Source organism: Flavobacteriales bacterium (assembly GCA_026129465.1).
Classification (GTDB): Bacteria; Bacteroidota; Bacteroidia; order Flavobacteriales_F; family PHOS-HE28; genus PHOS-HE28.
On sequence record JAHCIA010000001.1, the window covers coordinates 557,908 to 570,115 of the forward strand.

8 protein-coding genes are annotated in these 12,208 nt (G+C 63.7%); 6 read left to right on the forward strand and 2 right to left on the reverse strand.

What is annotated here, in order from left to right; genetic code table 11:
• Positions 1-4 precede the first annotated feature (4 nt).
• A complete protein-coding gene (locus tag KIT10_02385; protein MCW5898091.1) occupies positions 5-2,314 on the reverse strand; it encodes an Rv1355c family protein in 2,310 nt (769 codons plus the stop codon).
• Positions 2,315-2,457: 143 nt separating this feature from the next.
• Here KIT10_02385 and KIT10_02390 point away from each other — a divergent pair, with 143 nt between their 5' ends.
• The 6 genes from KIT10_02390 (at position 2,458) to KIT10_02415 (ending at position 9,889) form a co-directional block, all read left to right on the forward strand.
• Positions 2,458-2,946 carry a response regulator gene (locus KIT10_02390; protein ID MCW5898092.1) on the forward strand — a complete coding sequence of 163 codons (489 nt, stop codon included), beginning with the start codon at positions 2,458-2,460 and terminating at the stop codon, positions 2,944-2,946.
• Positions 2,947-3,010: 64 nt separating this feature from the next.
• Positions 3,011-4,876, forward strand: a complete 1,866-nt coding sequence (locus KIT10_02395; protein MCW5898093.1) for a M1 family metallopeptidase — start codon at positions 3,011-3,013, stop codon at positions 4,874-4,876.
• A gap of 175 nt (positions 4,877-5,051) precedes the next feature.
• Entirely contained in the window at positions 5,052-5,996 is a 945-nt protein-coding gene (locus tag KIT10_02400; GenBank protein ID MCW5898094.1) for a glycosyltransferase family 2 protein, read from the forward strand.
• Between the two features lie 22 nt (positions 5,997-6,018).
• Complete coding sequence (locus tag KIT10_02405) at positions 6,019-6,891, forward strand: hypothetical protein (GenBank protein ID MCW5898095.1); 873 nt, start codon at positions 6,019-6,021, stop codon at positions 6,889-6,891.
• Between the two features lie 12 nt (positions 6,892-6,903).
• Positions 6,904-8,064 (forward strand): dTDP-4-amino-4,6-dideoxygalactose transaminase, encoded by a 1,161-nt coding sequence (gene rffA, locus KIT10_02410; GenBank protein ID MCW5898096.1) that lies wholly within the window; start codon positions 6,904-6,906, stop codon positions 8,062-8,064.
• A gap of 1 nt (position 8,065) precedes the next feature.
• Positions 8,066-9,889 (forward strand): hypothetical protein, encoded by a 1,824-nt coding sequence (locus KIT10_02415; protein MCW5898097.1) that lies wholly within the window; start codon positions 8,066-8,068, stop codon positions 9,887-9,889.
• 77 nt (positions 9,890-9,966) lie between these two features.
• Here the strand turns inward: KIT10_02415 and KIT10_02420 are convergent, their stop codons facing one another.
• On the reverse strand, positions 9,967-12,096 hold the full coding sequence (locus KIT10_02420) for an elongation factor G (protein MCW5898098.1): 2,130 nt from the start codon (positions 12,094-12,096) through the stop codon (positions 9,967-9,969).
• Positions 12,097-12,208 lie beyond the last annotated feature (112 nt).

Here is a 12,208-nt window from a genome sequence, read left to right on the forward strand (position 1 = left end):
GGGTTCAGGTCGTTACGGTCTCGTGTTGGGTGAACAGAGCCGAAAGGGGTCGCCGGAGCGAACGGGCGCTGGGTGGTGGTGCGTAGGAAAGGCGGACCATGAACAAGGGTTCGCGGTCGTTGATGCGGAAGAGTTGGACCAGTTGTTCCCAGAGGTCCAGGGCCTCCTGGCGCTCCTGTGGTTTGAACCCCGAGCCATCGCGGCGGGCATGCTGGCCCAGGAAGATGGGAGCGGAAAGGGGATGCACCGCCAGCCCCAATGCCGTGGCGCACAACCACAGACGCTGGGCGGCACGTCCTCCATCGATCCGCTGCGCGAAATCGAGGGAAGGCATGGAGAGCAGCACCACGGCCGAGGAGGTGCGCACGGTATCGGCGGACAGTTTCTCCAAGGCGCCGCCGCCGCCCATGGCGCCCAGCGTGCGGATGGCCATGGGCGCCGCCGCCATGCGCATGCCCACACGCCCCGCTGCCCCAAGCTCCAGTGTCGCGATATCCAACCCGTCCCGGTGACGTTCGGCCTCCTGGGTGTTCCAGCGCAACTGGTGTTGGAAGAACTCGCGGTGCCCATGCTCGTTCATGATGCGCAGCCTGTCCGCGGCACCCTGCAACACGGCCAACGTGTCGATCGCCGCTCCATCCGTGATGGTGTGGAGCTCGGCCCCGTCGACCGACCGGACTTCCCGGACCAATCGTTCCAACTGCAACGTGGGAATGGGGCGCCCGTCTCCCTTCTGGCGATTGGTGTGCCTTGCAGCCAGGAACCGGCCCAATGCGGGGTCTACGGTCGAATTGGCCCCATTGCGGCTGAAAACGGCGACCAGGTCGTGGTCTTCCGACAGGGGCAGGGTGTCGCAATGCAGGTCCATGCCGCGCTCGGCAGCACGCAGCAGGATGTTCTCCACGCACATGCCCAAGCCGATGTGGGGTATCAGCCGGTCCGGGTCGAGCACCGATGTTGATCGTGCCGGATCATGCCACAGCAGCAGGCGACCCTCCACGAGTTCGAACCGCCACGGCTGCATGTTGTCCGCCGATGGTGCCATGGCACCGGCTTCGGCCAGATCCCGGGCCTCTTGAGTAGACAATCCGCCATGGCCCCGTCCTGCCAGGGATGTGGGTTCGCTTGGTAGGGTCACCACCACTTCCTGGGCCGGAGCATCAGGCTCCAAGGGTGGGGCGGGCGAAGGAGCCTGAGCGCCGGCACCACCGATCAACGCTTCCATGTCCACATACCAGCGGCCGGAAACACGGAACTCGTCCAGCGCTATTCTCCGGCAGACATCCCCGGTGAGCGCACCGCCGAGCACGGTGCTTGTGGCCAGTTGGGGCCAGGATGTGATGGTATGTCCCACCTCGATCATGCTCGCCTTCATGCGCGGACTCAGGTGGTCCAGCCCCGCCATGGGCGCCAGGTAGGGTATCTTCTCCTCCATGGTGCGGGCGTGGGTCGCGGCCTCCAGGTCCAGATGGTCGATCAGGCCATGGAGGATGGGCCGATCGGGTTCCAGGTCGAAGCGCTCCACATCGATCATGCCGCGGTCATTGGTGTCCATTACCACCGCGATCCGATGGGCCTTGGCTCGCTGCCGGGCCAGGATCTTCATCTCCACACTGTCACATTCCTCCACCAGGATGTCGAGCTTGCCTCCGTCGGTGAGGAAGCGGTCGATATTCCCACGTGTGATCCCCTCGGTGAAGCAGGTCACCCGAAGGAAGGGGTCCATCTCGGCGATCTCGCGGGCCGCCAGAACGGCTTTGTTGATGCCCAGTTGGTGCACCCCACCCCGGATCCGGTTCAGGTTGCTCAACTCCAGTTGGTCGAAGTCGGCCAATCGCAACTCACCGAAGCCGCGCTCCAAAGCCAGTGTCAGGGCCACGCTCTGGCCCACGCTCAGTCCGATGACCCCGATGCGCTTGGTCGACAAGAGGGCCTGTTCCTGCCGGGTGATCTTGTTCCGGTTGCGATCGGTGCGGACCAGGGCGAATTCCGGCTCATCCAGAAGATGAACCAGGCGGCCGGACCATGGGTAATGGGCCCACACGCCGTACTCCTCACCGGGGACCATGCCCAAGTGTGCCTGGGCGGCGGCGTCAAGTTCTTGTCGGTTGAACTGCCGGGATGGGTTCAGCGACCGCACCAATTCGGTGAGTTGACCGTGCAACGCGTCGTGCGTCACGATCCGTGGGTCGCGCTTCAGCAGTTCCTCCAGCCTTTCCCGGTCCCCCGGTAAGGCCAAGCGGAAGAACTCCGGCCTGTACGTGTCCAAGCCGGTCGCCGAAGCGCCCCTGAGGGCGTCGGTCAGAAAGGTCATCAAAAGGTCAGACGAGAGCGGTCCAAGGTTCTCTTGCGCAGACGAAGGTAATCAAGGCCGGGTTATCAACAAGTTTTGAACATGTTGTTCAATAACCTGCTGATACACACTTCCGTAGCAGGGGGCCAAACAACGCCATACCCATGTCCAATGCCATGCCCCTGCGCCATGTGGAACCGAAGCCCGTGGTGGTCTTCGTGGACGATGATGCGGGCAATAGACAGGCCTTCAAGGCGGCCTTCCGCCATGCCATGGAAGTGCTCACCGCCGCTGACCTCGCTGAGGTTTGGCAGCACCTGGCCCAGCATCGGGTGCATGTGGTGATCACCGATCAGCGCATGCCGGGTACCCGGGGCAGCGAGTTGCTCTCCCTGGTGCGCGACCGGTATCCTCATGTCCGCCGCATGCTGGTGACCGCCTATTCGGACCTGGAGGCCATCATCGATGCCGTGAACAACGGTGGTGTGACGAAGTACTTCGCGAAGCCCTGGGTGAACGACCAGATCCAGCAGGCCGTGAAGCAGGCCTTCCAGGAGATCCGTACCGAGGAGGAACGGGTCGAACGTTTGGAGCGGCTGGAGGAGACCAACAGGCAACTCGAGTTCGCCCTGCGCCAAAGGCTTCTGTCCTAGTCACTGAACGCACTGTTCGTGCCATGCGCCGCATCGCTCCGATCGCGGCGCCTTTCTTTGCGGCATGGGTCTTCTCTTGATCCGGTCCATGGTGGCCGCCGGCATCTGCGCATCCACGGTGCATGTCAGTGCCCAATGCGACCGTTGGCAGCAACGTGTGAGGTACAGCATGGATGTGGCCTTCGATGTCCGATCGCATCGCTACAACGCGGAGGCCTCCCTGCAGCTCGTCAACAACAGCCCCGACACGTTGCGCGAATTGTGGTTCCATCTGTACAACAATGCCTTCAGGCCGGGCAGCGAGATGGATGTGCGGTCGCGTACCATCGAGGATCCGGACAACAGGGTGGCGGCACGCATCGCCGAATTGCAGCCCCATGAGCTGGGCGAACTCGTGGTGGAGCGCATGTCACAAGGAGGGAAGCCCGTGGCACTTGAACCGATGGGCACCGTGTTGCGCGCCACCTTGTCCCAGCCGCTGCTTCCCGGACGCAGCACCACGGTCAACTACGCGTTCCGGGGCCAGGTGCCCGTGCAGATACGCCGCAGCGGCCGCAACAGCAGCGAGGGTGTGGCCTACAGCATGTCGCAATGGTATCCCAAGCTCGCCCATTACGACCACCGGGGTTGGCACGCGTATCCCTACGTTGGGCGCGAATTCCATGGTGTGTGGGGCGACTTCGATGTCAAACTCACCCTGGACAGCGCCTTCACCGTGGCCGCCACCGGTGTGCTGCAGAACCCGGAGCAGATCGGGCATGGCTACCCCGCGAAAAAGCCATTGAAGCGTCCTGCCGGTGACCAACTCACCTGGCGTTTCGTGGCCAAGGATGTGCATGACTTCGCCTGGGCGGCGGATCCTGACTATGTGCACTTCATCGAGGAGGTACCCGGCGGACCGGTGATGCACTTCTTCCACAAGAACGACCCCGAGCTGGCCGCCGTGTGGAAGGACCTGCCCGGCCACATGGTGAAGGCGCTGCACTACCTGAACGAGCATTTCGGGAGATACCCCTGGCCGCAATACAGCTTTGTGCAGGGTGGCGATGGGGGCATGGAATACCCAATGCTGACGCTGATCACGGGCAGGCGCCGTCTAGGCAGCCTGGTGGGTGTGAGCGTGCATGAATTCGTGCACAGCTGGTTCCACGGCATGCTGGCGAGCAACGAGGGCCGTTACGCCTGGATGGACGAGGGCATGACCCAATATGCCAGCAGCAAGGTGATGCGACATCTCTTCCCACGGCCGGAGGATCCGCACGCGAGCGCCTTCGCGGGCTACAAGGCCCTGGTGGAAAGCCCCAAGCACGAGCCGGCCAGCATCCACGCGGACCACTTCCTCAGCAATTTCGGATATGGCGTCACGGCCTACAATTTCGGGGAGGTGTTCGTCCATCAACTCGGCGCGGTGATCGGTGAGAGGACCCTCGCGGCCGGCATGCTGCGCTACACCAGGACCTGCGGCTTCAAGCACCCGGAACCCATCGACTTCGAGCGCGTGATGGAGAAGCAGAGCGGTCTGGAACTGGACTGGTACTTCGACCAGTGGATCAACACCACGCGCCAGTTGGACTACGGCATACACAGCATCCTGGAAGTGGATGGCCAGCTGCGCATCACACTTGAACGCAAGGGCGAGATGCTGATGCCGGTGGACCTGGCGGTGGAGGAGCGGGATGGCCGCATCACCATGTACCACATCCCCTTGTCGTTGATGCGAGGCCCCAAGCCGGATGGCAGCGAAGAATGGCCCAGCACAACGCTGCCCGCCTGGCAGTGGACCGACCCCACCTACAGCTTCACGATACCAGGCCGCATCACGCGATTGGCCACCGTCACCATCGACCCCCTGGATCGCACCGCCGACATGGACCGCAGCAACGACCGGGTGGAACTGCCGGAAGGGGCCGGGGGCTACGTGAAACCGTAAGCCGGCAGATAGGGGAGCGCCATCCGTACACCACGGGTCCCAGGGTCGATCGGAAGTGCCGGTTAGATTTGCCCATACCCCGTTGGGACAAGGCCGTGGGGGTTGTGGATACCACCGAGGCCCCAGCGAAGATCCGAAGGATCACAGAACGATGACGACCGGACCACGGATGGAGATGGAAGCAGGCGAACGGCCGTACTTGTCCATCGTCAGTCCGGTGTACATGGCGGAAGAACTGGTTGCCCCCCTGGTGAAGCGGGTATCCGCCGCAGCTGAAGGGATCGGCCGTCCTTTCGAGATCGTGTTGGTGGAGGACGGAAGCCCCGATGGCAGTTGGGAAGCCATTCGATCGGCCTGCGCGAAGCACCCGCATGTGGTGGGCGCCAAGCTGAGCCGCAATTTCGGTCAGCATCATGCGATCTCCGCCGGCCTCGCCATCGCGCGTGGCGAATGGGTGGTGGTGATGGATTGCGACCTGCAGGATCGGCCCGAGGAGATCAAGGCCCTGCTGGACAAGGCGCATACCGGATACGATGCGGTGCTGGCGCGCAGGGCGGTCCGTCAGGACGGGCCGCTCAAGCGGCTCTCCTCATCGGTCTTCTACAGCATCCTGGGCTGGCTCACCGGTGTACCCCAGGATCCGGCCATCGCCAATTTCGGGGTCTATCACCGCAAGCTGGTGGACGCCATCGTGGCCATGCCCGAGAGCATACGCTATTTCCCCACCATGGTGCGCTGGGTGGGATTCCGTCGCACCACGGTCGATGTGGAACACGCCACCAGACCATCGGGCCGGACCTCCTACGGCCTGCGCAAGCTCATCCATCTCGCCTTGGACATCTGCCTGGCGTACTCCGACAAACCATTGCGGCTGGTCGTACTCACCGGGATGCTCGTCTCATTCGTGGGCTTCGGCTTCGCCGTGTACACCATCCTCATGGCGCTCCGTGGGGAGATCGCGGTGCTGGGCTATGCCAGTCTCATCGTGTCCATCTGGATCCTTTCCGGGCTGGTCATCCTCATTCTGGGCGTGGTGGGCCTTTACGTGGGCAAGACCTTCGAAGGCGTGAAGCAGCGCCCCGCTTTCATCATCGACACCATCCTGCGCGATGCCCACTGAGCACCTGCTTGGCCTTCATCTCATGTCCAGCCGAGGTGAAGCGGTGCTGCGACGCATCGTGGAGGACCATGGCGCGGCCGTGGTCGCCCATGTGGTGACCGCACGCGACAAGGCGACCATGGACGACGGGTACGAAGCCATCGTGCGGTTGGCACGCTCCGCCGGCATCCCCGTTGTGGATCGTGGACAGCCGCCGCCCGATGACTCCCAGGCAAGGTTCCTTTTCGCTGTTGGATGGCGATGGCTCATCAGCCCCCGGCCCGGTCAGCAGCTGGTGGTGTTCCATGACGCGCTTCTTCCTCGTTACCGCGGTTTCGCGCCGTTGGTGAGCGCCCTGGTGAACGGTGAGCCGCAAGTAGGCGTGACCGCGCTTTTTGGGGCCGCGGAGTACGACCGTGGGCCCATCATCGCACAGCGCGCCATGCCGCTGCACTATCCGGTCACCATCGCCCAAGTGTTCCGTGACATCGCGCCGGTTTACGCTGAACTCGCATCGGAGGTGGTGTCGCTGGCCATGCGCGGCGAACTGCGTGGGGTGGACCAGAACGAAAGCCGCGCCACCTACAGCTTGTGGCGCGATGACATGGACTATCTCGTGGATCTCCGCTGGGACGCGGCGCGCATCCGGCGATTCGTGGACGCCGTTGGGCCACCCTACAAGGGCGCGCTCGTACAGCTGGAGGGTGTGCCATGCCGCATCAGGGCCTGCGCCGAACTGCCGGATGTGGTGATCGAGAACCGTACCCCCGGCAAGGTCATCTTCATGCAGGACGGCAAGCCCGTGGTGGTCTGTGGAACTGGAACCCTGCGGATAGATGCCTTGAACGATAAGCAGGGGCGGGACCTGCTCCCGCTACCGCGATTCCGGATGCGGTTCACTGGCCGGACCGATTAGCCGCCACCACACATGCCAGCGCCGATCCCCTTCAATCGATCCTCCATCATCGGGGATGAGATGCGCCACATCCACGATGCGTTGGCGATCGGCCAGGTGGCCGGCGACCAGACCTTCTCCCGTCGTTGCCAGGGTGTGCTGGAAGCGGTGACCGGCAGTGGCAAGGCGTTGCTCACCACCTCCTGCACCCACGCGTTGGAGATGACGGCCCTGCTTCTGCGGATAGGTGAAGGGGATGAGGTGATCATACCGGACTTCACCTTCGTTTCCACGGCGAACGCCTTCGCCCTGCGCGGTGCGAAACCCGTGTTCTGCGATGTGCGGCCCGATACGTTCAACATCGATGAGCGGCTCATCGAGGCGCTCATTACACCTCGCACCAAGGCCATCGTGCCGGTGCACTACGCGGGCGTGGGTTGCGAGATGGAGGCCATCCTGGATATCGCGGCGCGTCACGGCCTGGCGGTGGTGGAGGACAATGCGCACGGCCTGTTCGGGCGATACAAGGGCCGGCCGCTGGGATCCTTCGGCGCACTCGCCACGCAGAGCTTCCACGAGACCAAGAACATCACCTGCGGAGAGGGTGGGGCTTTGCTCGTGAACGACATGTCGCTGGTGGCAAGGGCCGAGATCCTACGCGAGAAGGGCACGGACCGCGCGCGCTTCTTCCGGGGCGAAGTGGACAAGTACTCCTGGGTGGATCTCGGCTCCAGTTATGTGATGAGCGACGTGCTCGCGGCATTTCTCTTCGGCCAGCTGGAGCGTTGGGAGGAGGTGCAGGCCAGAAGACGCACCATCTGGGAGCGGTATGACCAAGCCCTGGGAGAATGGGCGGATCTTGCAGGCATCCGTCGTCCCATCGTACCCGGGCATTGCGATCAGGCCTGGCACATGTACCATCTGCTGATGCCCTCGCTCCAGGACCGCACGGACTTCATCGCGCACCTGGCCGCGCAGGACATCAAGGCGGTGTTCCACTACCTGCCGCTTCATCTCAGCGAGTACGCCGCACGCTGGGGAGGTCGCCCGGGCGATCATCCGGTGAGCGAGGACGTGAGCGATCGTTTGGTGCGCCTGCCTTTCTACACCAGCCTTTCAGAGGAGGACCAGGGGCGGGTGATCGACGCGGTGGTCCGCTTCAGGCCCGGGCTTGCTGGCAGTGCCCACCGTTGACATGGAAAGAAGACAGGTGTCCGCCAAGGCCGCACAGGTTCCCATACGGGCGGTGGCCGCGCTGGACACCGCGCTGTATCTGGCGCCGTTCGCCGCGGCCTGCTTCGTGGTCGCCCACATGCTCCGATACGCGGGGCATGGTCTGGATATCACCGATGAAGGATTCTACCTGAACTGGCTGGCGGATCCCTTCCTGTATCGCTCTTCCGCCACGCAGTTCGGCTTCGTCTACCATCCGCTGCATCTGCTGCTGGGTGGCGACATCGCACTGTTGCGGGCCGCCAACGTGCTGCTCACGTGGGGGCTCGCCTGGGCCATGACACATGTGCTCTTGCGCGGCGTGGTGGCCGGGGAGGGGCCGGGCCGATGGCGCCGGGCCTCCATCGCGGCGGGCATGGCCACGACCGCGCTCGCCGTGTTCAATGTTTGGCTGGTCACGCCCAGCTACAATTCACTCGCCGTGCAGGGCATGCTCGTAATGGTGACGGGTGTGGCGCTCGTCCATCATGGACCAGGAGGCCGATCGGCCCAAGGCTGGATACTCCTCGGCGCGGGCGCATGGGTGCTCTTCATGGCGAAGCCCACCACGCTGGTCACCACGTCGGTATTGCTGGGCGCGCACCTGATGCTCTCTCGGCGGCTCCATCCCGCATCCGTCCTGCTCGCGGCAGGGGTCATGTTGCTGCTCACCCTGGTCTCCGCCCTGGCCATCGATGGATCGGCCACCTTGTTCATGGAGCGGTTGCGAGCGGGTGCCGCCGAACTCCAGTTGCTGGATCCACAGTACGAGCCGGCCCGACTTTTCAAGCGTTTCAGGATCTTCATGCCCGACCGTGCCTTGGCCTTCTGGTCCTTGGTATTGCTGGCCCTGTTGTTCATCACCTCCCGGGGAACTGGCCGCTGGTCCGCCCAGCGTTCCTTCGTCGGTACCCTGCCGGTCGCGGTGCTGCTGTTGCTGGTGATCGCTTTGGTGGCCGGTGGTCTGACCATTCCCAAGTTGACCGGACGCTTCCAGGGCATGCTGTTGTCGGTGTTCCCCATGGTGATGCTGTTCGGTGCGGATCGGTTTGCACTACGCAACGAAGGCGTCGGCCGGATATCGCTTGCCTTCGCGCTCCTGTTGCTGCCACTGGCCTTCGCGTTCGGCTCCAACACGGATTACTGGCGCACGGGGATCTACGCCGGCATTTTCTGGGCCTTGGCCGGTGTACCACTCCTGCCACGCGACGGTGGTTCGCGCCTGCCCCTGGCCTCGGCACTGGCCATGTCACTGGTCGCGGCCGTTCTGGTGTCCCATGCCACGCGCACGCCCTACCGGCAACCTGGGCCGCTGGGCGACAATGCGGTGGTCATGGAAGTGGGATCGGCACGCAGCGTCCTGCGTTTGCATCCAGAGATCGCCGCTCAATTGCGGGCCGCCATGTCCGCTGGAAAGGCTGCGGGCCTGGTGGCCGGTACACCGGTGATCGATCTGAGTGGCAGATCACCGACCCTCCTGTATGCCATGGAGGCGAAACCCATTGGACAGCCTTGGATCCTTGGGAGCTATCCCGGAAGCTGTGATTGGGCCGGGATCGCCATGGCCAGGGTCTCCTGTGATGACCTCGCGCGCGCCTGGCTCATCGATGGGCCCGGCGATCCCAAGCGCATTTGCCCGGAGCTGCTGCACAGCTTCGGCGCGGACCTGGACAGGGACTATGCCGTGGTGGGCGAATGGCCGGCCCGCGACCCCGATGCGCATGAGCCGGTCTTCCATGTCCAGCGCCTCTTGAAGCCGCTCAGACCGATCGCCATAGCGACCGCGGCGTGTGCGGACCAACGTTGACCCGGTCCCGGTCCTGGCAAAGCGACGCCCCCCACGGCCGATAGGCCGTGGGGGGCGCCTGCACGAGGTAATGCGTCTCAAGCGGGCACGCCTTCCTCCTTGTGCTCGCTCACCAGCCTGTGCTGCAGTTCCGGCGGCACCTGCTGGTAGGCATGGAAGCGCTCCGTATAGGTGCCCCGGCCTTGGGTGAGGCTGCGCAGCGTGGTGCTGTAGCGGTCCAGCTCGGCCAACGGGGTGTGGGCCTTGATCATCTGGTAGCGGCCACTGCCCTCCATGCCCATCACGATGCTGCGGCGCCCCTGCAGGTCGGTCATCACATCGCCCATCAGGTCGGTGGGCACGCGCACCTCGACCTCCTGGATGGGCTCCATCAGCTGCGGATCGGCGTTCTGGAATGCCTCCTTGAAGGCCATCATGCCCGCGATCTTGAAGCTGATGTCGTTGCTGTCCACCGTGTGCATCTTGCCGTCGTACACCATCACCCGGATGTCCCGCGCGGGCGAACCGGTCAGCGGGCCGCGTTCCATCTTCTCCATGATGCCCTTGAGGATGCTGGGCATGAACTTGTTGTCGATCACACCGCCCACGATGCAGTTGTAGAACACCAGCTTGCCGCCGGTGGGCAGGTCGTGCTCCTCCTTGCCACGCAAGCTCATGCCTTCAGGTTCGGGGATGCCTTCGTACCAGGGCTCGATCTTCATGTGCACCTCGGCGAACTGGCCGCTGCCGCCCGTCTGCTTCTTGTGGCGGTAGCTGGCCTGCGCTGGCTTGCGGATGGTCTCCCGGTAGGGGATCCTTGGACTGCCGAACACCGGCTCCACCTTGTAGTGGTGGTCCAGCTTCCACTTCAGCAGGTTCAGGTGCAACTCGCCCTGCGACCCGATCAGTTGCTCTCCCGTTTCGCGGTTGTATTTCAGCACGATGGTCGGGTCCTCCTTTTGGATCTCCACCAACGCGGCATGCAGCTTCTCCTCCATCTTCTGGTCCGTGGCCTTCACCGTAAGCCACAAGCGAGGGCCGGGGAAGTCGATGGGACGCAGTTTCACCGACACGCCCGGTGAGTGGAGGGTGTGCGCCGTGGCGGTGTCCTTCAACTTGATGGTGCCGCCGATGTCACCCGCGGCCAGCTGCTTCACCGGCTTGCGTTCCTTGCCGTCCACGATGAAGAGTTGATTGATGCGCTCGGTGGTGCCGGTGTTGTCGTTCACCAGGTCCTGGCCTTCTTTCAGTTGGCCGCTCATCACCTTGAAGAGCGTGATGTGGCCGGCGCGCGGCTCGATCACGGTCTTGAAGGTGAACAGTACGGTGGGTCCATCCGCCTTGCGTTCCAGGGTGCCACCGTCGGCCAGACGGGCGGGTGGCATGTCGATGGAGCAGGGGGCCACATTGTCGATGAAGCCCATGAGGCGGCCGCTGCCCATGTTGCGCAACGCGCTGAGGCAGAACACCGGGAAGCAGGTGCGGGCCATCATGCCTTTGCGCAGGCCGAGGCGCATGTCGTTCTCATCCAGTTCGCCGTGCTCGAAGTATTTCTCCATGAGGGCCTCATCGTTCTCGGCGGCCTTCTCCACCAGTTCCTTGTGCAGGGTCTCGGCGCGCTCCTTCTCGTTCTCCGGGATATCCTGTTTCTCGGGCTTGCCGCCATCATCCTTGAAGACGTACATCTTCATCTTCAGCAGGTCGATGATGCGGTGGAAGCCCTCGCCCTGCTCCACGGGGTATTGCATCACGGTAACGGCGGGGCCGAAGATCTCCTTCGCCTGGGCCACCGTACCGTCGAAGTCGGCGTTCGGGTGGTCCAGCGCGTTCACGCCCAGGATCACCGGGCGGTCGTATTGTGCGATGTGATCCCAGACGAGTTCGCTGCCCACCTCCACGCCGTGGTGCGCGCCCAGCAGCAGAACGCAGGTGTCGGCGGTACGCAGGGCGGGGATGGTCTCGCCCACAAGGTCGTCCAGCCCGGGGGTGTCGATGATATTGATCTTGTAGTTGCGCCACTCGGTGTGCAGCACGGTGCTGTAAACGCTGCTGCCGCGTTCGTGCTCCAGCGGGTGGTGGTCGCTTACGGTGTTCTTGTCCTCGATACGGCCGCGGCGTGTGATAAGACCCGCTTCGAAGAGCATGGTTTCGGCCAGCGTGGTCTTGCCGCTTCCGTGGGATCCCAGGAGGGCGATGTTCTTGATGTGTTTCGCATCGAAGGTGTTCATGGCAGGGCAGGGATTGGGTGGGACATGGGTTCATGCCACCGTGGAGGTCCCGGCCAGCCACATACCGTTCTGAACACGGGACGCGCGGAGGAGCGCTGAAGGTAAGCACGGA

Coding starts and splice junctions, on each gene's coding strand:
- KIT10_02390 (MCW5898092.1), top strand. CDS start 2,458: ATGTCCAATGCCATGCCCCTGCGCCATGTGGAACCGAAGCCCGTGGTG.
- KIT10_02385 (MCW5898091.1), bottom strand. CDS start 2,314: ATGACCTTTCTGACCGACGCCCTCAGGGGCGCTTCGGCGACCGGCTTG.
- KIT10_02405 (MCW5898095.1), top strand. CDS start 6,019: ATGTCCAGCCGAGGTGAAGCGGTGCTGCGACGCATCGTGGAGGACCAT.
- KIT10_02395 (MCW5898093.1), top strand. CDS start 3,011: ATGGGTCTTCTCTTGATCCGGTCCATGGTGGCCGCCGGCATCTGCGCA.
- rffA (MCW5898096.1), top strand. CDS start 6,904: ATGCCAGCGCCGATCCCCTTCAATCGATCCTCCATCATCGGGGATGAG.
- KIT10_02420 (MCW5898098.1), bottom strand. CDS start 12,096: ATGAACACCTTCGATGCGAAACACATCAAGAACATCGCCCTCCTGGGA.
- KIT10_02415 (MCW5898097.1), top strand. CDS start 8,066: ATGGAAAGAAGACAGGTGTCCGCCAAGGCCGCACAGGTTCCCATACGG.
- KIT10_02400 (MCW5898094.1), top strand. CDS start 5,052: ATGGAAGCAGGCGAACGGCCGTACTTGTCCATCGTCAGTCCGGTGTAC.